The following is a 19,288-nucleotide window of genomic DNA, read 5'->3' as shown; positions in this document are numbered from 1 at the left end:
TCAGAGCTTCGCCCACGCGTCGGTGAGGCTGGTCCGCAGGATCTGCTCGATCTCGTCGAAGGTCGACTGGTCGGAGATCAGCGGCGGGGCCAGCTGGACGACCGGGTCGCCACGGTCGTCGGCGCGGCAGTACAGGCCGTTGTCGAAGAGTGCCTTCGACAGGAAGCCGTAGAGCACGCGCTCGGTCTCGTCGTCGTTGAAGGTCTCCTTGGTGACCTTGTCCTTGACGAGCTCGATGCCGTAGAAGTACCCGTTGCCGCGGACGTCGCCGACGATCGGCAGGTCGCGCAGCTTGCTCAGGGTGCCCAGGAAGCGCGACTCGTTGTCGAGCACGTGCTGGTTCAGGCCCTCGCGCTCGAAGATGTCGAGGTTGGCGAGCGCCACGGCGGAGGAGACCGGGTGGCCGGCGAACGTGTAGCCGTGCAGGAAGGTGTTGTCACCCTTGTAGAACGGCTCGGCGATGCGGTCCGAGATGATCGTGGCGCCGATCGGGGAGTAGCCCGAGGTCATGCCCTTGGCGCAGGTGATCATGTCCGGCACGTAGCCGAACTTGTCGGCGCCGAACATGGTGCCGAGGCGGCCGAAGGCGCAGATGACCTCGTCCGAGACCATCAGCACGTCGTGGCGGTCGCAGATCTCGCGCAGGCGCTGGAAGTAGCCGGGCGGCGGCGGGAAGCAGCCACCGGCGTTCTGCACCGGCTCGACGAAGACGGCGGCGACGGTCTCGGGGCCCTCGAAGAGGATCGCCTCCTCGACCTGGTCGGCGCACCAGCGGCCGTACGCCTCGGGGTCGACGGTGCCGTCGGGGCCCTCAAGGTAGTGCGGGGCGCGGTAGATGTTGGTGTTCGGGGCCTTGTGGGTGCCCGGCACCAGCGGCTCGAACGGGGCCTTCAGGCCCGGCAGGCCGGTGATCGACAGGGCGCCCTGCGGGGTGCCGTGGTAGGCGATGGCGCGCGAGATGACCTTGTACTTGGTCGGCTTGCCGATGAGCTTGAAGTACTGCTTGGCAAGCTTCCAGGCGGTCTCGACGGCCTCGCCGCCACCGGTGGAGAAGAAGACCTTGTTCAGGTCGCCCGGGGCGTAGTTGGCCAGGCGCTCGGCCAGCTCGACGGCCTTGGGGTGCGCGTAGCTCCAGATCGGGAAGAACGCGAGTTCCTTGGCCTGCTTGGCGGCCACCTCGGCGAGCTCGGTGCGGCCGTGACCGGCCTGCACGACGAACAGGCCGGCCAGCCCGTCGATGTACTTCCGGCCCTTGTCGTCCCAGATGTAGGTGCCTTCGCCCTTGACGATCGTCGGCACGGGGGAGTTCTCGTACGACGACATGCGGGTGAAGTGCATCCACAGGTGGTCGTAGGCGGTCTTGGAAAGGTCCTTCTGCGCCGGGTCGGCTGTCATCGGGTGCCCCAGGTGTAGGTCTGTTTCCGGAGCTTCAGGTAAACGAAGCTCTCGGTGCTCCGCACGCCGGGAAGCGCGCGGATGCGCTTGTTGATCAGTTCGAGCAGGTGCTCGTCGTCCTCGCAGACCAGTTCGGCCAGGAGATCGAACGAGCCTGCGGTGCAGACGACGTAGTCGACCTCGTCGAGGGCGGCCAACGCGTCGGCGACGGGCTCGATGTCGCCCTCAACCCGGATCCCGACCATCGCCTGGCGGGTGAAGCCGACGGTGAGCGGGTCGGTGACGGCGACGATCTGCATCACGCCCTGGTCGAGCAGCTTCTGGACGCGCTGCCGCACGGCCGCCTCGGACAGGCCGACGGCCTTGCCGATGGCGGCGTACGGGCGGCGCCCGTCCTCCTGGAGCTGCTCGATGATCGCCTTGGAGGCGGCGTCGAGGGGAACGCTGGCGTTCCGGTCGCGGTTGGCCACGCCGCCACTGTGCCCGATCGTTCCCCTGTTCGCAAGCGCGGAAACTGCTGATTTCGTCGCGATCTTGGAAATCGCGTACGGATTTCATCGCGTGAACGGACTTGGCCTGTCGAATCCGGCAGTGGTCCGGCTACCCTGGCCACGGTACGCGCGCAGCCCCGCAGCGCCGCGCGCGTTCCGCCAAATCAGTGGACCGCGCCGCAGGGGGCCCGGCCACTCGGCGCCTTCGTCCGGCGGGCCCGTCGACGTACCATGGCGCCGGAATCTGCAACGCCGCAGGCCCAGACCGAGGAGAGATCCAGTGAGCGACCTTCGTACGCTGCGCAACTACATCAACGGTGAGTTCGTCGATGCGGCGGACGGCCGCACGCTCGACATCGTCGACCCCACCACCGGTGAGGTGTACGCGACCTCTCCGCTGTCCGGCGCTGCCGACGTGGACGCCGCCATGGCCTCGGCCGACGCCGCCTTCCCGGCCTGGCGCGACGCCACCCCGAGCACCCGGCAGAAGCTGCTCCTCAAGATCGCGGACGCGGTCGAGGCCCGTGCCGACGAGATCGTCGACGCCGAGGTGCGCAACACCGGCAAGCCCCGTGGGCTGACCCTCTCCGAGGAGATCGGTCCGATGGTGGACCAGATCCGCTTCTTCGCCGGTGCCGCCCGCCTGCTGGAGGGCAAGGCCGCGGGCGAGTACATGGACGGGATGACCTCGATCGTCCGCCGCGAGCCGGTCGGCGTCTGCGCCCAGGTTGCGCCGTGGAACTACCCGATGATGATGGCGGTCTGGAAGTTCGCCCCGGCCATCGCCGCGGGCAACACCGTCGTGCTCAAGCCGTCCGACACCACCCCGGCCTCCACCGTGCTGCTGGCCGAGATCATCGGCGGCATCCTCAAGGACATGGAGCTGCCGGCCGGCGTCTTCAACGTCATCTGCGGTGACCGCGAGACCGGCAAGCTGATGGTCGAGCACAAGACCCCGGCGATGGCCTCCATCACCGGCTCGGTGCGCGCCGGCATCTCGGTCGCCGAGTCCGCCTCCAAGGACGTCAAGCGCGTCCACCTGGAGCTGGGCGGCAAGGCGCCGGTCGTGGTCTTCGAGGACGCCGACATCGCCGAGGCCGTCGAGGGCATCTCGGTCGCGGGCTTCTTCAACGCCGGCCAGGACTGCACCGCCGCCACCCGCGTGCTGGTGCACGAGTCGATCCACGACGCCTTCGTCGAGGCGCTGGCCAAGGCCGCGGCCGAGACCAAGACCGGTGGCGTGGACGACGAGGACGTGCTCTACGGCCCGCTGAACAACGCCAACCAGCTGAAGCAGGTCTCCGGCTTCATCGAGCGCCTGCCCTCCCACGCCAAGGTCGAGGCCGGTGGCCACCAGGTCGGCGACAAGGGCTACTTCTACGCCCCGACCGTCGTCTCCGGCCTGAACCAGGACGACGAGATCATCCAGAACGAGGTCTTCGGCCCGGTCATCACCGTGCAGAAGTTCTCCGACGAGGACCAGGCCGTCGGCTACGCCAACGGGGTGGAGTACGCCCTGGCCTCCTCGGTGTGGACCAAGGACCACGCCCGCGCCATGCGGATGTCGCGCCGCCTGGACTTCGGCTGCGTCTGGATCAACACCCACATCCCGCTGGTCGCCGAGATGCCGCATGGTGGCTTCAAGAAGTCCGGCTACGGCAAGGACCTCTCCTCCTACGGCTTCGAGGACTACACCCGCGTCAAGCACGTGATGACGGCCATCTGAGTGCGGCTGCCGACCGTGTGATCGCCGATCCCTGATCGGGTGATCCGACAATGGGCCCGGGTCGTTTCGGCCCGGGCCCTGTGTCTTGTCACCCTGTCGGCTGTTCGCGTGACCGCCTGACAAGATGAACCTGCACCTCGGCGGCCGGACTCCCTAGCCTTGCCGCATGAGCATCCCCACCGCTGACTCAGCCGCCGGCCAGGCCGTCAAGGCCGCCGACCGCGCGCACGTCTTCCACTCGTGGTCCGCCCAGGCGCTGATCGACCCCCTCGCGGTGGCCGGCGCCGAGGGCTCGTACTTCTGGGACTACGAGGGCAACCGCTACCTCGACTTCTCCTCCCAGCTGGTGAACACCAACATCGGGCACCAGCACCCGAAGGTCGTCGCCGCGATCCAGGAGCAGGCCGCGAAGCTCTGCACCATCGCGCCCGGCTTCGCCGTCGAGTCCCGCAGCGAGGCGGCCCGGCTGATCGCCGAGCGCACGCCCGGCGACCTCGACAAGATCTTCTTCACCAACGGCGGCGCCGAGGCGAACGAGAACGCCATCCGGCTGGCGCGGCTGCACACGGGTCGGCAGAAGGTCATGTCGACCTACCGCTCGTACCACGGCGCCACCGCCAACGCGATCGCCCTCACCGGCGACCCGCGCCGCTGGGCCAACGAGACCGGCGTCTCCGGCGTGGTCCACTTCTGGGGCCCCTACGCCTACCGCTCCAACTTCCACGCCGAGAACGAGGCGCAGGAGTGCGAGCGCGCGCTGGAGCACCTGGAGCAGGTGATCGCGTTCGAGGGCCCGGGGACGATCGCGGCGATCATCCTGGAGACGGTGGTCGGCACCGCCGGCATCCTGATCCCGCCGGCCGGCTACCTGGCCGGGGTCCGGGAGATCTGCGACCGGTACGGGATCGTCTTCATCCTGGACGAGGTGATGGCCGGCTTCGGCCGCACCGGCGCCTGGTTCGCCGCCGACCACTGGGGCGTCACCCCGGACCTGCTGACCTTCGCCAAGGGCGTCAACTCGGGCTACGTCCCGCTCGGCGGCGTGGCGATCAGCGCCGAGATCGCCGCGACCTTCGCCGAGCGGCCGTTCCCCGGCGGGCTCACCTACTCCGGCCACCCGCTGGCCTGCGCCTCCGCCGTCGCCACGATCAACACCATGGCGGAGGAGGGCATCGTCGAGAACGCCCGGAACATCGGCGAGAACGTCCTCGGCCCCGGCCTGCGCGAGCTGGCCGAGCGCCACCCCTCGATCGGCGAGGTCCGCGGCCTCGGCGTTTTCTGGGCGCTGGACCTGGTGAAGGACCGCGGGACCCGTGAGCCGCTGGTGCCGTACAACGCGGCCGGCGCGGCCAACGCTCCGATGGCCGAGCTGGCCGCCGCCTGCAAGCAGCGCGGGCTCTGGCCGTTCGTCAACATGAACCGCTTCCACGTCGTCCCGCCGTGCACCGTCACCGAGGAGGAGGCGAAGGCCGGCCTCGCGGTCCTCGACGAGGTGCTGTCGCTCACCGACGCGCACACTGTCTGACACACCGACAAGGACGGCCCCGGGTGCCCGTGCGCCCGGGGCCGTCCCACGCTCCGGAGGCCCCACCATGCCCAGCACCACCCTGCCCCGCCGCCCGAGCGGTGTCCGCCGTCCGAGCCGCCGCGGCGTCCTCGGCGCCGCCGCCGGACTGTTCGGGGCCGGCACCCTGACCGGCTGCGGCATCCCGTCCGCCTACGTGGCCGAGGACCGCCGCTCGGCCCCCGACCGCTCGGAGAGCGACCAGCGGCTGGGCTTCTCCAACTGGACGCAGTACATCGACACCGAAGACGACGGCCGGCGCCCGACCCTGGACGCCTTCACCGAGCGGACCGGGATCGAGGTCACCTACACCGAGGACATCAACGACAACGACGAGTTCTTCGGCAAGATGGGCCCGGTGCTCACCCAGGGCACCGACCCCGGCCGCGACCTGATGGTGGTCAGCGACTGGATGGCCGGCCGGTACGTCTCGCTCGGCTGGGTGCAGACCCTGGACCGGGCCAACCTGCCCAACGTCACGGCCCGGTTGGACCCGCAGCTGGCCGATCCGGCGTTCGACCCCGGCCGCCGGCGCAGCGTGCCCTGGCAGTCCGGGATCACCGGCATCGCCTACAACCGCAAGGAGCTCGGCCGGGAGCTGAAGTCCGTCACCGACCTCTGGGCGCCGGACCTGAAGGGCCGGGTCACCCTCTTCGCCGGGCTGGACGAGGCGCTGGGCCTGCTGATGCTCTCCCTCGGCGCCGACATCTCGGCCTTCACCGGGGACGACGCCCACCGGGCGATGGACCAGGTGCAGCGGATGGTCGACAGCCGGCACATCCGGCGCTTCACCGGCAACGACTACACCAGCGACCTCGCCTCCGGCGCCGCGCTGGCCTGCCAGGCCTACTCCGGCGACGCCGTCCAGCTCACCGCCGAGAACCCGGACATCGCCTTCGTGGTGCCCGAGGAGGGCGGCGAGCTCTGGGCCGAGAGCCTTCTGATCCCCAACCGGGCCGGGCACAAGCGCAACGCCGAGCTGCTGATCGACCACTACTACCAGCCGGAGGTGGCGGCCGAGCTGGCCGCCGCCGTGCAGTACATCTGCCCGGTGCCGGCCGCCCGCGAGGTGCTGGCCGACAGCGGGGACCGGGAGAAGGCCGAGCTGGCGGAGCACCCGCTCGTCTTCCCGACCGAGGAGATGCGGGCCCGGCTGCACACCATGCGCGACGTCTCCGCCGCCGAGCGGCCGGACCTGCACAAGGTCTGGACCCGCATCACCGGGGTGTAGCCGCCCCGCCGCGCCCTGCCGGCTCCTTCCCCGACCTGCCCCGGTCCTGCCCCGCCCCAGTCCTGACGGCACCGCTCCGGACCGGGCTACCGGCGCACGGCGTCCAGCGCCAGCAGGGCCACGTGCAGGGAGAGGCAGGACTCGACCTGGTCGAGGTCGACGCCGAGGATCCGCTCGACCTTGTGCAGCCGGTCGTAGAAGGACGGCCGGGACAGGTGCGCGGCGTCCGCGGCCGCGGACTTGTTCCGGCCCTGCTCCAGGTAGATCCGCAGCATCTGGACCAGCTGCCCGTTGTGCTCCGCGTCGTACGCGAGCAGCGGGCCCAGTTCGCGCTCCACGTAGGTCTGCAGCCGGGCGTCGTCGCGCAGCAGGTGGAGCAGGCCGCGCAGGCGGACGTCGGGCAGCCGGTAGTACGCGGCCGCCCGGCCGCCGGGCGCGTCGTGCAGGGCGGCGTCGGCGACCTGGGTGGCCTCCAGCAGGGTGCGCCGGGCGTCGCGGACCGAGCCGACCGAGGAGCCGACCGCGATGACCGGGGCCGGTACGGGCGCGGCGTCCCGGGAGGACTCCGCGGTCAGCCGGCGCAGTGCGGCGGCGAAGGCGTCCAGCGCGGTGTGCTCGTCCTGCTGGGCGCCGAGCGCGATCAGCACGCCCACGCCCTCGTCGTCCAGCGCTCCGACCAGGGCGGACAGCCGGCAGCCGCGGACGGCGCCGGCGGCCAGCTCGGTGAAGTCGCGCAGCCGGGCCTGGGCCTCCAGCGCCGCCGGGATCGGCCCGCGCCGCTGCCGCAGCACCACCCCGACCAGGCGCCGGCCCTCCAGCGGCACACCCAGCGCCTGGGCGCGCAGGGCCACCTCGGAGACGGTCAGCGCGTGGGTGAGGATGCCGGAGAGCAGGGTGCGGTGGGTCTGCCGCTCCAGGCTCTCCCGGTCCCGGACCACCAGCCGGTTCAGCGCCAGGGCGGAGGCCCCGCGCTCCAGCAGCATGGTGTGCGGGTGCGGGGCGCCGTCCGGCAGCGCCCCCGGGTCCTGCACCAGGACCAGCCGCCCCCAGTCCTGCCCGCGGGCGCCGACCGTGGTGACCAGCCAGCCGCTGCGCGGGTCGTGGCCGGTGCGCCCGGCCGGGCGGACGCCGCGCGAGCGGCGCTCCCAGTCCTCCAGCAGCTCGGTCTCCGGCCGGCCCGCGGTGTCGTGCGCCAGCACCTGGTGGGCGAGGTTCTCCAGGACGACCGGCGCGCCGGCCATCCGGGCCACCTGCCGGACCACCTCGGCCGGCTCGGCGCCTTCCACCACCAGCTCGTTGAAGACCTGGTGGACCGCCTCCGAGGTGCGCAGCTGTTCCAGCTGGGCATTGACCACCAGCGCGTGCACGGCCTCGGTGACGGCGACGAAGCGCAGCTCGCGGCGGAGGGCGATCAGCGGCAGGCCGCGCTGCTCGGCGGCGTGCACCAGGGCGCGCGGCAACGAGTCGAAGTAGCGCCGGCCGAACTCGATGACCAGCCCGGCCACGCCGACCTCGTCCAGCTCGTGCACGTACCGGGCCAGGCCCTCGCGGTCCCCGGGCAGGGCGATCCCGGTGGTCAGGACCAGCTCGCCGCCCTGGAGCACGCCGGCGACGTCGGGCAGCTCGCTGACGTGGACCCAGCGGACGGGACGCTCCAGCCGGTCGGCGCCGGCCACCACCTGCGGGAGGCCGCGGCGCATCACCTCCAGGTCGAGCACACGGGCGACGGTGGGGAGCATCGCGGGGCCTCCAGGGTTCAGAGTGTCAGGTAAATCATCCATCGCGACGACGACCTGTTGCCCTGCCCGAAGCCTTGCACCTTGTAAGGCGCTTCGCCCCGAGGTTGTCGGAGTGACCCTTGTCACGCGCCGGCGGCAGCGGGCATGGTCAGCGGGTCGGCTGTGGCGAGACCCGGACATCACCGTCGGAATCCGTCGCGTGACCAGAAAGCAACGGCGGAATCCCTTGTCGGGGTCCGGCGGGCCTGCCAGGATCGCGCTCCCCGGTGATCGACCGGACGGATTCCCCCGCAACCCGAGCGCGGCGGCTCGACCAGCCGCACGACGCCGGTGCGGGCCCTCGGCCCGTCGGCGCGTGCAGCACGACGGGGGCCGACGCGGCCGTCCGTGCGGCACTCGAACCACCGGGACTTGGAGGAACCAGATGGACCTGACCGACTTCGGCGCGGGCGCGCAGTACATCGCGGGCCGGCAGAGCCGGGGGAGCGGTGATCCCTTCCAGGTCGTCAACCCCGCCGACGGCAGCGTCGTCGAGGAGATCTCGCTGGCCTCCGCCGGCCAGGTCGACGAGGCCGTCGCCGCCGCCCGGGCCGCCCTGCCCGGATGGGCCGGCGCCACCCCCGGCGCGCGCTCCGAGGTGCTGACCCGGCTGGCCGCCGTCCTCACCGACGCGGCCGCCGACCTCGCCCGGGTGGAGACCGCGCAGACCGGCAAGCCGATCAAGCTCTCCACCGAGTTCGACGTCCCCGGCACCATCGACAACACCGCCTTCTTCGCCGGGGCCGCCCGCAACCTGGAGGGCAAGGCGGCCGGCGAGTACTCCGGCGACCACACCTCGTACGTGCGGCGCGAGGCGATCGGCGTGGTCGGCTCGATCTCGCCGTGGAACTACCCGCTGCAGATGGCCGCCTGGAAGATCCTCCCGGCGATCGCCGCCGGCAACACGATCGTGCTCAAGCCGGCCGAACTGACCCCGCTCACCTCGCTGATGTTCGCCCGCGCCTGCACCCTGGCCGGCGTCCCGGACGGCGTGGTCAACGTGGTCACCGGCGCCGGCAGGGTCGCCGGGGAGCACCTGGTCGCGCACCCGGACGTCGCGATGGTCTCCTTCACCGGCTCCACCCAGGTCGGCAAGCGGGTCGCCGAACTCGCCACCGCGACCGTCAAGCGCACCCACCTGGAGCTCGGCGGCAAGGCCCCGTTCGTGGTCTTCGACGACGCCGACCTGGACGCCGCCGTGCACGGCGCGGTCGCCGCCTCGCTGATCAACAGCGGCCAGGACTGCACCGCGGCCACCCGCGCCTACGTCCAGCGGCCGCTCTACGACGCCTTCGTGGCCGGCGTGGCCGAGCTGTACGGCGCGATCCGGCTGGGCGACCCGCTCGACCCGCAGACTGACCTCGGCCCGCTGGTCTCCTTCACCCACCGCGACCGGGTGGCCGGCTTCGTCGAGCGCGCCCGCGGGTACGCGACCGTGGTCACCGGCGGCGCCGCCCCCGACAAGGGCCACGACGGCACCGACCTCACCCGCGGCGCCTACTACCGCCCCACCCTGATCACCGGCGCCGCGCAGGACAGCGAGGTCGTCCAGGGCGAGATCTTCGGCCCGGTCCTGGTCGTGCTGCCCTTCGACAGCGACGACGAGGGCCTGCGGCTGGCCAACGACACCCCCTACGGCCTGGCCGCCTCGGCCTGGACCGGCAACGTCCACCGGTCGCTGCGGGCCACCCGCGAGCTCGCGGCCGGCTGCGTCTGGGTCAACGACCACATCCCGATCATCAGCGAGATGCCCCACGGCGGCTACAAGTCCTCCGGCTACGGCAAGGACATGTCGCAGTACTCGCTGGACGAGTACACCCAGGTCAAGCACGTCATGTTCGACACCACCGCGGTCGCCCGCAAGGACTGGCACCGCACCGTCTTCGGAGACAGATAACCGGACCCGGGTGGTCCCCCACACCCCCCTTCGCCCCCCAGGAGGCCCGTCCCATGGCGTTCAACGAGCTCACCGACGGACTGTCGGAACCGGTCCGCAAGGCCTGGGAACGCAGTCTGACCAGCGGCCGGGCCGCCCTCAGCCGGCGCACCGTGCTACGCGCCGCCGCCCTCACCGCCGGCGCGGGTTCGCTGGCCGCCTGCGGCATCCCGCCGGCCAGGAGCACCGACGGGACCGGCGAGTCCACCGCGAACGCCGCCAAGGACCTCTCGGACAGCGAGAAGGAGGTGAACTTCTCCAACTGGCCGCTCTACGTCGACACCGACGAGAACGACAAGGAGAAGCACGGCACCCTGGAGGCCTTCACCGCCGCCACCGGGATCAAGGTCAGGTACACCGAGGACGTCAACGACAACGTCGAGTTCTTCGGCAAGGTCAAGCCGCAGCTCGCGGCCGGCCAGGACACCGGCCGCGACCTGATGGTGCTCACCGACTGGATGGCCGCCCGGCTGATCCGCCTCGGCTGGGCGCAGAAGCTCAACCCGGCCAACGTCACCACCGCCATCACCAACGTCGAGTCCCGCTTCCGCGCCCCGGACTGGGACCCGGGCCGGCTCTACAGCTACCCCTGGGCCGGCATCCAGGTGGTCATCGCCTACAACAAGAAGGCCACCAAGGGGAAGGAGGTCACCAGCGTCTCCCAGCTGCTGGAGGACCCCGACCTCAAGGGCCGGGTGACCTTCCTCTCCGAGATGCGCGACAGCATCGGCATCACCCTGCTGGACATGGGCAAGGACCCGGCGAAGTTCACCGCCGACGACTACGGCGCCGCGATCGCCCGGCTGCAGAAGGCCGTCGACAGCAAGCAGATCCGCCGCTTCACCGGCAACGACTACGGCCAGGAGCTCTCCTCCGGCGACATCGCCGCCTGCGTCGCCTGGGGCGGCGACCTGATCCAACTGCGCGCCGACAACCCGGACATCGAGTTCGTCATCCCCGAGAAGGGCTTCGTGACCAGCACCGACAACCTGCTGGTCCCGGCCAGGGCCCAGCACAAGGCGAACGCCGAGAAGCTGATCGACTTCTACTATCAGCCGAAGATCGCGGCGCAGCTGACCGCGGGCATCGGCTTCGTCTCCGCCGTCACCGGCGTGCAGGAGGAACTGGCCGCCATCGCCCCGGACAGCGCGGCCAACCCGCTGGTCGTCCCCACCCCCGAGATGGCGGCCAAGGCGCACGTCTTCCGGACCCTCACCGAGACCGAGGAGAGCGACTTCGAGGAGAAGTTCTCCAAGCTCATCGGCGCCTGACCCCCACTGACGGCAGAGAAACCAGAGAGACACCACCCATGACAGAGCAGCAGAGCTCCGCGGCCGCCGGCGGCGACGTCCGGCTCACCGGCATCGGCAAGACCTACGGCTCCTTCACCGCCGTCCACCCGCTGGACCTGACCGTCCCGCAGGGCTCCTTCTTCGCCCTGCTCGGCGCCTCCGGCTGCGGCAAGACCACCACCCTGCGGATGATCGCCGGCCTGGAGGAGCCCACCACCGGCACCGTCCTGATCGGCGGCCAGGACGTCACCGCCCTGCCTCCGTACAAGCGGCCGGTGAACACCGTCTTCCAGAGCTACGCGCTCTTCCCGCACCTCGACATCTTCGAGAACGTCGCCTTCGGCCTGCGCCGGCGCGGCAAGAAGGACGTCAAGAAGCAGGTCGACGAGATGCTCGAACTCGTCGAACTCGGCCAGTACGCCCGGCGCAAGCCGCACCAGCTCTCCGGCGGTCAGCAGCAGCGCGTCGCCGTCGCCCGCGCGCTGATCAACCACCCGCAGGTGCTGCTCCTCGACGAGCCGCTGGGCGCCCTCGACCTCAAGCTCCGCCGCCAGATGCAGCTGGAGCTCAAGCGGATCCAGACCGAGGTCGGCATCACCTTCGTCCACGTCACCCACGACCAGGAGGAGGCCATGACCATGGCCGACACCATCGCGGTGATGAACGGCGGCCGGGTCGAGCAGCTCGGCGCCCCCGCCGACCTCTACGAGAACCCCGCCACCACCTTCGTGGCCAACTTCCTCGGCCAGTCCAACCTGCTGCCCGCCGACGTCAGCGGCAGCGAGGGCGGCGACCTGCTGCTCACCGCCGCCGGTGCCCGGCTCGCCGTCCCGAAGGCCCGCTGCGCCACCGACGCCACCAAGGTCCACCTCGGCGTCCGGCCGGAGAAGATCACCATCGAGCACGCCTCCGCCGAGGTCGCCGACGGCCGCAACCGGCTGGCCGGCACCGTGCTCGACTCCAGCTTCATCGGCGTCTCCACCCAGTACGTGGTGCGCACCGACGGCGGCCAGGAGGTGACGGTCTTCGAGCAGAACATGGAGCGCGACGCCCGGATCGTCCCCGGCGCGCCCGTCGTCCTGCACTGGAACCCCGCGCACTCCTTCGCCCTGGACGCCTCGCAGGCGATCGACGCGGGCACCGGGGAGGCCGCGGCATGACCACCACCACCGCGGCCGCGCCGCCCCAGGCCATACCCCCCGACGACGGCACGCTCCCGGCGCCCGCCCCGCGGACGCGGCGCAAGCTCACCCCGTACTGGCTGCTGCTGCCCGGCATCGCCTGGCTGGTCGTCTTCTTCGCGGTGCCGATGGTCTACCAGGCCTCCACCTCGCTGCAGACCGGCTCGCTGGAGGACGGCTTCCGCGTCACCTGGCACGTCGCCACCTACTGGGACGCCCTGGTCGAGTACCGCTGGCACTTCGTCCGCTCGTTCGGCTACGCCGCCACCGCCACCCTGCTCTGCCTGGCCGTCGGCTACCCGCTCGCGTACACGATCGCCTTCAAGGCCGGGAAGCGCTGGCGCAACGTCATCCTGATCCTGGTGATCGCGCCGTTCTTCACCAGCTTCCTGATCCGCACGCTGGCCTGGAAGACCATCCTCTCGGACGGCGGCCCGGTGGTCGGCGCCCTCAACGCGCTGCACGTCCTGGACGTCACCAGCGCGCTCGGCCTCACCTCCGGCGACCGCGTGCTGGCCACGCCGCTCGCCGTGGTCTGCGGCCTCACCTACAACTTCCTGCCGTTCATGATCCTGCCGCTGTACACCTCGCTGGAGCGGATCGACCCGCGCCTGCACGAGGCGGCCGGCGACCTCTACGCCCGCCCGTTCACCACCTTCCGCAAGGTGACCTTCCCGATCTCGCTCCCCGGCGTGGTCGCGGGCACGCTGCTCACCTTCATCCCGGCCTCCGGCGACTACATCAACGCCCAGCTGCTGGGCTCGCCGAGCGAGCAGATGGTCGGCAACGGCATCCAGAAGCAGTTCCTGAACGTGCTCGACTACCCCACGGCCGCCGCGCTCAGCTTCATCCTGATGGCCCTGATCCTGGGCATGGTGACGGTCTACATGCGCAAGGCCGGGACGGAGGAACTGGTCTGATGTCCCGAGTGTTCACGTGGATCCGCGCCCACCTGGTGGTGCTGGCCGGCCTGCTGGCCCTGGCCTACCTGGTGCTGCCCAACCTGGTCGTCCTCGCCTTCTCGTTCAACAAGCCGGTCGGCAAGTTCAACTACGAGTGGAACGAGTTCTCCACCGACGCCTGGACCGACCCCTGCGGCGTCGCCGACATGTGCCAGTCGCTCTCGCTGAGCCTCCAGGTCGCTGTGCTCGCCACCATCGGCGCCACCGTGCTCGGCACCATGGTCGCCTTCGCGCTGGCCCGCTACCGCTTCCGCGGCCGCTCCGCCACCACCGCGATGATCTTCCTGCCGATGGCCATGCCCGAGGTGGTCATGGCCGCCTCGCTCGGCACGCTCTTCCTCAACATGCGCATCCCGTTCGGCTTCACCACCATCCTCATCGCGCACATCATGTTCTGCCTGAGCTTCGTGGTGACGGCGGTCAAGGCCCGCGTGATGAGCATGGACCCGAGGCTCGAACAGGCCGCCCAGGACCTCTACGCCACCCCGACCCAGACCTTCCTGCGGGTCACCCTGCCCCTCGCCGCCCCCGGCATCGCGGCCGGCGCGCTGCTCAGCTTCGCGCTCTCCTTCGACGACTTCATCATCACCCAGTTCAACTCGGGCCCGACCACGGTCACCTTCCCGATGTTCGTCTGGGGCGCCTCGCAGCGCGGCATCCCGGTGCAGGTGAACGTCATCGGCACCGCGATGTTCATCGCCGCCGTCGTGCTCACCGTCGCCGGCCAGTGGCTCGGGAACCGCCGGAAGGCCACCGCCTGACCACCGCGGCCGCCTCCCCGGCGTACCGTCGGGGGACGGCCGGACAACCACCACCAATGTGCAGAAAGTGGCTGATAATGCATGGACTCCGCCCGCGCACTCAGTGACGCCAGGCCCACCCCCTTCTGGCTGGAGGACCCGGGCCGGCCGGCGGCACTGCCCGCCCTGGTCGGCGACACCACCTGCGACCTGCTGGTCGTCGGCGGCGGCTACTCCGGCCTCTGGACCGCCCTCATCGCCAAGGAGCGCGACCCCTCGCTGGACGTCGTCCTGGTCGAGGGCAAGGAGGCGGGGTGGGCGGCGTCCGGGCGCAACGGCGGATTCTGCGCGGCCAGCCTGACCCACGGCTTCGGCAACGGCCTGCAGCGCTGGCCCGCCGAACTCGGCCACCTGGAGCGCCTCGGTGCCGCCAACCTGGACGGCATCGAGGCGACCCTCAAGCGCTACGGCATCGACGCGGAGTGGGAGCGCACCGGTGAGATCGACGTCGCCACCCAGCCGCACCAGCTCGACGAACTGCACGAGGTGGCCGAGGCCGTCGCCCAGCACGGCCTCGACGTCACCGTGCTCGACCGCGACGAACTGCGCGCCCAGGTCGACTCGCCGACCTTCCTCGGCGGGATCTGGGACCGGGACGGCGTGGCGATGGTCCACCCCGCCAAGCTGGCCTGGGGCCTCAAGGAGGCCTGCCTGGGCCAGGGCGTGCGGATCTTCGAGCACACCCCGGCCAACGCCCTGAGCGAGCACGGCAGCGGCATGGCCGTCCGCACCCCCTACGGGCGGGTCTTCGCCCGCCGGGTCGCCCTCGGCACCAACGCCTTCCCGTCCCTGGTCAAGCGCGTCCGCCCGTACATCGTCCCGGTGTACGACTACGCGCTGATGACCGAGCCGCTCAGCGACGAGCAGCTGGCCGCGATCGGCTGGAAGGGCCGGCAGGGCCTCAGCGACAGCGCCAACAAGTTCCACTACTTCCGGCTCTCCGCCGACAACCGGATCCTCTGGGGCGGCTACGACGCGGTCTACCACTACGGCGGGCACGTCCGGCACGAGTACGACCAGCGGCCGGAGACCTTCCGCACCCTGGCGCACAACTTCTTCCGCTGCTTCCCGCAGCTGGAGGGCCTGCGCTTCACGCACGCCTGGGGCGGCGCGATCGACACCTGCAGCCGGTTCTCGGCCTTCTTCGACACCGCCTACCGCGGCAAGGTCGCCTACGCGGCCGGTTACACCGGCCTCGGCGTCGGCGCCACCCGGTTCGGCGCCGAGGTGATGCTCGACCTGCTGGAGGGCGCCCGGACCGAGCGCACCTCGCTGGAGATGGTCCGCAGCAAGCCGATGCCGTTCCCGCCCGAGCCGGTGCGCTGGGCCGGCATCGAGATCACCACCCGCTCCCTGGAGCGGGCCGACCGCACCGGCGGCCACCGCAACCTCTGGCTGCGCACGCTCGACCGGCTGGGGCTCGGCTTCGACAGCTGATCCGTCCGGAGCCGTTCGCTCCGTCGAACCGCTCACCTGCGCGGGGGACGTCCACCGGCTCCCGCGCAGGTGAAGGCGGTTCCCGGGGCAACCGGTCGCGGTTCCCCGGGCAAGCCCGTGTAAGAGATGCCCGCCGTCCGCCTCTCGTCGGTGACGGCGGGTCTCTCGTTCCCGCCGCACGACGACCAGCGGCCACGCTGGGGGACGGGACAGGCCATGGAGCGCACGGGACACGGCACGGAGCACACCGCACTGCACTGGCTCGCCGAAGCGGCACCGGATCCGCAGGCGTGCCGCGAGCAGTGGGAGCGCACCGGGGCGGGACCGGTCCTGCTGCCGGCCGGCCGCCGCTGGGACGTCCTCTCGGTGCCCGGCCGGCTCGGCCGTCCGGCCCTCGACATCCTGGACACCGGCTTCTGCGGACCGGTCCTCACCGACCCCGCCGGCGAGCGCGTCGGCTTCCTGGTGCCCGTCGGCACCGCCGCCCGCTGGGTCGGCACCGGCGTGCGCACCGCGGGCAGGGGCACCTGGATCGTCGTCCCGCACCCCGAGCGGCGCAGCCGGGGCGTGCGCTGGCTCGTCCCGCCCGACGGCTCCGGCCGGCTCAACGACCCGGTGCTGCTGGAGCTCGCCCTGCACGAGGCCGCCGCCGGACTCAGCGACCGACCATAGGCCTGTTGCGGCGGCCCGGCCTCCGTCGCGGCGGTCGGCCGTGGGCGCGCGGGGCGGCCGGCCGCGTCAGACTGGAATCGTGACCACCGCCCCGGACGCCGTCGACGCCTCCCTCCACCCGGGCCCGCCCCAGCTGCGGCTCGCCGAGCTGGCTGCGCCCGTCTGCGACCGGCTCGGGCTCGCCCTCGCCGGTGGGCACGCGCTGCGCGCCCACGGCGTGCCGGCCTGCGCCCAGGACGGGCTCACCCTGGTGACGAGCGGCGAGACCGACCTCCCGGAGGCCGCCGCCGCCCTCGCCGCCGCCTACCGGGCGGCCGGCGGCGGAGTCGCCGAGCGCCCCGGCACCCCGCGCCTGGAACAGCTCTCGGTACGGCTGACCCTCGGCGGGCGCTCGCACACGGTGGAGCTGCGCAAGGAACCGCTGGGCCACCGGCCGGTCCGCCTGGACCTCGGCGCGCCCGCGCCGAGGGAGCCGGCCGTGGCCGTGCCGGTCGTCGCCCTGGAGGACGCGGCGGCGCTGACCACCGCGCTGCTCGTCGACCGCGGAATGCCGCGGGACCTGATCGACGTCCACGCACTGACCGCCTGGTACCGGGAGGGCGAGCTGCTGGCGCTGGCCACCGCGCTGGACGCGGACTTCCAGCCCACCGTGCTCGCCGACCGCCTGGAGACGCTGGCCGAGGCCGCGGACGGGCGGTTCCGCGCCCGGGGGCTCCCGGCCGGTGCGGTCGACGGCCTGAAGCGGTGGGCCCTGGCCTGGTCGCAGGACCTCCGGCTCGACCTCTTGGAGACCCAGGAGGCACCGGACGGGCTGCACGACCCCTACCTGGAGGCTGCGGAAGAGGACGCCGACGGGGACACCGGCGAGTCCGCGGACGCCTGACCGGTACCTTCGGCGACCTCGCGGTCGCCCGTTCGGCGGAGTGGGCCGACGACCTGTAAGGCTGAATCGCGGATCCCCGTCAGCCTGTTCGTTGAGGAGCGCCACGACGGGGACCAGACTGGGTGGTGAACGCGGTAGCCCCGTGATCCCGTCGCCCGGCCCACCCGCGGGCGGCGCCAGACAAGGGACCGGCGGCACGACGCCGCCCGGGACTTCGGAGGCAGACGGACCTTGAGCAAGCACATCACCCACTGGATCGGCGGCGAGCCGGTCGCCACCGCCGGCGCCACGCCCCGTCGCGGTGACATCTTCGACCCGGCCACCGGCCAGGTCGCGGGCCACGTCGACTTCGCGGAGATCGCCGAGGTCGACCAGGCGGTCGCCGCCGCGGCCTCGGCCTTCGCCGAGTGGCGCAACGCCTCGATCGCCAAGCGCACCACGGTGCTCTTCAACTTCCGTGAGCTGCTCAACGCCCGCCGGGACGAGCTGGCCTCGATCATCGTCTCCGAGCACGGCAAGGTGCACTCGGACGCGCTCGGCGAGATCGCCCGCGGCCTGGAGGTCGTCGAGTACGCCTGCGGCATCCCGCAGCTGGTCAAGGGCGGCTTCAGCGAGCAGGCCTCCACCGGCATCGACGTCTACTCGATCCGCCAGCCGCTCGGTCCGGTCGCGATCATCTCGCCGTTCAACTTCCCGGCCATGGTGCCGATGTGGTTCTTCCCGATCGCCATCGCGGCCGGCAACACCGTGGTCGTGAAGCCCTCGGAGAAGGACCCGTCCGCCGCCAACTTCCTGGCGGAGCTGTGGAAGGAGGCGGGCCTGCCGGCCGGCGTCTTCAACGTCGTCCACGGCGACAAGGTCGCCGTCGACCGCCTGCTGGAGCACCCCGACGTCAAGGCGGTCAGCTTCGTCGGCTCGACCCCGATCGCCCGCTACGTCTACGAGACCGGCACCCGCTACGGCAAGCGCGTCCAGGCGCTCGGCGGCGCCAAGAACCACATGCTGGTCCTGCCGGACGCCGACCTCGACCTCAGCGCGGACGCCGCCATCAACGCCGGCTTCGGCGCGGCGGGCGAGCGCTGCATGGCCGTCTCGGTCCTGGTCGCGGTGGACCCGATCGGCGACGAGCTGGTCGAGAAGATCAAGCAGCGGATGGCCACCCTGAAGGTCGGCCCCGGTTGCAACGGCGACTCGGAGATGGGCCCGCTGGTCACCGGGCAGCACCGGGACAAGGTCACCTCCTACGTGGAGTCCGGCGTCGCCGACGGTGCCGAGCTCGCCGTCGACGGCCGCAAGCACCCGGTCGCCGCCGAGGACAAGAACGGCGCCCCGACCGCGGACGGCTTCTGGCTCGGCCCGACGCTGTTCGACCACGTGAAGCCCGGCATGTCCGTGTACAACGACGAGATCTTCGGCCCCGTACTGTCCGTCGTGCGCGTCTCCTCGTACGAGGAGGGCGTCGCCCTCATCAACGCCAACCCGTACGGCAACGGCACCGCCATCTTCACCAACGACGGCGGCGCGGCCCGGCGCTTCCAGCACGAGGTGGAGGTCGGCATGGTCGGCATCAACGTGCCGATCCCGGTCCCGGTCGCCTACTACTCCTTCGGCGGCTGGAAGGCCTCGCTCTTCGGTGACTCCCACGCCTACGGCCCGGACGGCGTGCACTTCTTCACCCGCGGCAAGGCCGTGACCCAGCGCTGGCTCGACCCGTCGCACGGTGGCATCAACCTCGGCTTCCCGACCAACAGCTGAACCACCCCCCGAAGCCGTCGGCCGGACCTCTTCCCCTTGGAGGTCCGGCCGGCGGCGTCTTCGCGTGCCGTTTGCATCCACCCGGGGATCGGCGTAGTGTTTCCTAGTCGCTCGGCAGGGAGCACCGGACACGCATCGGCGCGGACGGTCCCGGGGCGGCCAATCCCTTGAAACACCACTCCTTC

At 71.5% G+C, this 19,288-nt stretch carries 15 protein-coding genes; 12 read left to right on the top strand and 3 right to left on the bottom strand.

Annotated features, from left to right (window positions below):
- Both ACIPSC_RS34340 and ACIPSC_RS34335 read right to left on the bottom strand, forming a co-directional pair.
- A complete protein-coding gene (locus ACIPSC_RS34340; RefSeq protein WP_313765699.1) occupies window positions 1–1,395 on the bottom strand; it encodes an aspartate aminotransferase family protein in 1,395 nt (464 codons plus the stop codon).
- On the bottom strand, window positions 1,392–1,865 hold the full coding sequence (locus ACIPSC_RS34335) for an Lrp/AsnC family transcriptional regulator (RefSeq protein ID WP_030243538.1): 474 nt from the start codon (window positions 1,863–1,865) through the stop codon (window positions 1,392–1,394). The genes ACIPSC_RS34340 and ACIPSC_RS34335 overlap by 4 nt, the downstream gene beginning before the upstream one ends.
- A 301-nt stretch (window positions 1,866–2,166) precedes the next feature.
- On the opposite strand from ACIPSC_RS34335, the gene ACIPSC_RS34330 reads away from it, so the two are divergent.
- From ACIPSC_RS34330 to ACIPSC_RS34320, 3 genes are all read left to right on the top strand, one after another.
- Window positions 2,167–3,612, top strand: a complete 1,446-nt coding sequence (locus ACIPSC_RS34330; protein ID WP_400832269.1) for a gamma-aminobutyraldehyde dehydrogenase — start codon at window positions 2,167–2,169, stop codon at window positions 3,610–3,612.
- 166 nt (window positions 3,613–3,778) lie between these two features.
- Window positions 3,779–5,137 carry an aspartate aminotransferase family protein gene (locus tag ACIPSC_RS34325; RefSeq protein ID WP_400832267.1) on the top strand — a complete coding sequence of 453 codons (1,359 nt, stop codon included), beginning with the start codon at window positions 3,779–3,781 and terminating at the stop codon, window positions 5,135–5,137.
- A 67-nt stretch (window positions 5,138–5,204) separates the two neighbouring features.
- Window positions 5,205–6,407 carry a spermidine/putrescine ABC transporter substrate-binding protein gene (locus ACIPSC_RS34320; RefSeq protein ID WP_400832265.1) on the top strand — a complete coding sequence of 401 codons (1,203 nt, stop codon included), beginning with the start codon at window positions 5,205–5,207 and terminating at the stop codon, window positions 6,405–6,407.
- 86 nt (window positions 6,408–6,493) lie between these two features.
- Here ACIPSC_RS34320 and ACIPSC_RS34315 read toward each other — a convergent pair whose 3' ends face one another.
- Entirely contained in the window at window positions 6,494–8,146 is a 1,653-nt protein-coding gene (locus ACIPSC_RS34315) for a PucR family transcriptional regulator (protein WP_400832262.1), read from the bottom strand.
- A gap of 424 nt (window positions 8,147–8,570) precedes the next feature.
- On the opposite strand from ACIPSC_RS34315, the gene ACIPSC_RS34310 reads away from it, so the two are divergent.
- The 9 genes from ACIPSC_RS34310 to ACIPSC_RS34270 all read left to right on the top strand — a co-directional run bounded on the left by ACIPSC_RS34310 (window position 8,571) and on the right by ACIPSC_RS34270 (window position 19,103).
- A complete protein-coding gene (locus ACIPSC_RS34310; protein ID WP_400832260.1) occupies window positions 8,571–10,082 on the top strand; it encodes a gamma-aminobutyraldehyde dehydrogenase in 1,512 nt (503 codons plus the stop codon).
- Between the two features lie 53 nt (window positions 10,083–10,135).
- Window positions 10,136–11,392: a PotD/PotF family extracellular solute-binding protein gene (locus tag ACIPSC_RS34305; RefSeq protein ID WP_400832258.1), complete on the top strand. Its 1,257-nt coding sequence runs from the start codon at window positions 10,136–10,138 to the stop codon at window positions 11,390–11,392.
- 38 nt (window positions 11,393–11,430) lie between these two features.
- Complete coding sequence (locus ACIPSC_RS34300) at window positions 11,431–12,573, top strand: ABC transporter ATP-binding protein (RefSeq protein ID WP_400832256.1); 1,143 nt, start codon at window positions 11,431–11,433, stop codon at window positions 12,571–12,573.
- A complete protein-coding gene (locus ACIPSC_RS34295; RefSeq protein ID WP_400832252.1) occupies window positions 12,570–13,514 on the top strand; it encodes an ABC transporter permease in 945 nt (314 codons plus the stop codon). Before ACIPSC_RS34300 ends, ACIPSC_RS34295 begins: the two co-directional genes overlap by 4 nt.
- Entirely contained in the window at window positions 13,514–14,317 is an 804-nt protein-coding gene (locus tag ACIPSC_RS34290) for an ABC transporter permease (protein WP_400832248.1), read from the top strand. Before ACIPSC_RS34295 ends, ACIPSC_RS34290 begins: the two co-directional genes overlap by 1 nt.
- An 81-nt stretch (window positions 14,318–14,398) precedes the next feature.
- A complete protein-coding gene (locus ACIPSC_RS34285) occupies window positions 14,399–15,793 on the top strand; it encodes an NAD(P)/FAD-dependent oxidoreductase (protein WP_400832244.1) in 1,395 nt (464 codons plus the stop codon).
- Window positions 15,794–16,009: 216 nt separating this feature from the next.
- A complete protein-coding gene (locus ACIPSC_RS34280; protein WP_400832241.1) occupies window positions 16,010–16,465 on the top strand; it encodes a bifunctional DNA primase/polymerase in 456 nt (151 codons plus the stop codon).
- Between the two features lie 79 nt (window positions 16,466–16,544).
- Complete coding sequence (locus ACIPSC_RS34275; protein WP_400832238.1) at window positions 16,545–17,348, top strand: nucleotidyl transferase AbiEii/AbiGii toxin family protein; 804 nt, start codon at window positions 16,545–16,547, stop codon at window positions 17,346–17,348.
- A gap of 231 nt (window positions 17,349–17,579) precedes the next feature.
- Window positions 17,580–19,103, top strand: coding sequence for a CoA-acylating methylmalonate-semialdehyde dehydrogenase (locus ACIPSC_RS34270; RefSeq protein ID WP_400832235.1), 1,524 nt, complete (start codon window positions 17,580–17,582; stop codon window positions 19,101–19,103).
- The last annotated feature ends 185 nt before the right edge of the window (window positions 19,104–19,288 follow it).

This window comes from Kitasatospora sp. NPDC090091, assembly GCF_044747365.1.
Classification (GTDB): Bacteria; Actinomycetota; Actinomycetes; order Streptomycetales; family Streptomycetaceae; genus Kitasatospora.
Note: the sequence above shows the minus strand (reverse complement) of the source record. Positions and strands in the feature narration are given on the sequence as shown.

Excerpts from the sequence above, each read along its gene's own strand:
- ACIPSC_RS34310 (WP_400832260.1), top strand. The coding sequence starts at position 8,571 with ATGGACCTGACCGACTTCGGCGCGGGCGCGCAGTACATCGCGGGCCGG.
- ACIPSC_RS34280 (WP_400832241.1), top strand. The coding sequence starts at position 16,010 with ATGGAGCGCACGGGACACGGCACGGAGCACACCGCACTGCACTGGCTC.
- ACIPSC_RS34295 (WP_400832252.1), top strand. The coding sequence starts at position 12,570 with ATGACCACCACCACCGCGGCCGCGCCGCCCCAGGCCATACCCCCCGAC.
- ACIPSC_RS34320 (WP_400832265.1), top strand. The coding sequence starts at position 5,205 with ATGCCCAGCACCACCCTGCCCCGCCGCCCGAGCGGTGTCCGCCGTCCG.
- ACIPSC_RS34285 (WP_400832244.1), top strand. The coding sequence starts at position 14,399 with ATGGACTCCGCCCGCGCACTCAGTGACGCCAGGCCCACCCCCTTCTGG.
- ACIPSC_RS34290 (WP_400832248.1), top strand. The coding sequence starts at position 13,514 with ATGTCCCGAGTGTTCACGTGGATCCGCGCCCACCTGGTGGTGCTGGCC.
- ACIPSC_RS34305 (WP_400832258.1), top strand. The coding sequence starts at position 10,136 with ATGGCGTTCAACGAGCTCACCGACGGACTGTCGGAACCGGTCCGCAAG.
- ACIPSC_RS34340 (WP_313765699.1), bottom strand. The coding sequence starts at position 1,395 with ATGACAGCCGACCCGGCGCAGAAGGACCTTTCCAAGACCGCCTACGAC.
- ACIPSC_RS34300 (WP_400832256.1), top strand. The coding sequence starts at position 11,431 with ATGACAGAGCAGCAGAGCTCCGCGGCCGCCGGCGGCGACGTCCGGCTC.
- ACIPSC_RS34315 (WP_400832262.1), bottom strand. The coding sequence starts at position 8,146 with ATGCTCCCCACCGTCGCCCGTGTGCTCGACCTGGAGGTGATGCGCCGC.
- ACIPSC_RS34325 (WP_400832267.1), top strand. The coding sequence starts at position 3,779 with ATGAGCATCCCCACCGCTGACTCAGCCGCCGGCCAGGCCGTCAAGGCC.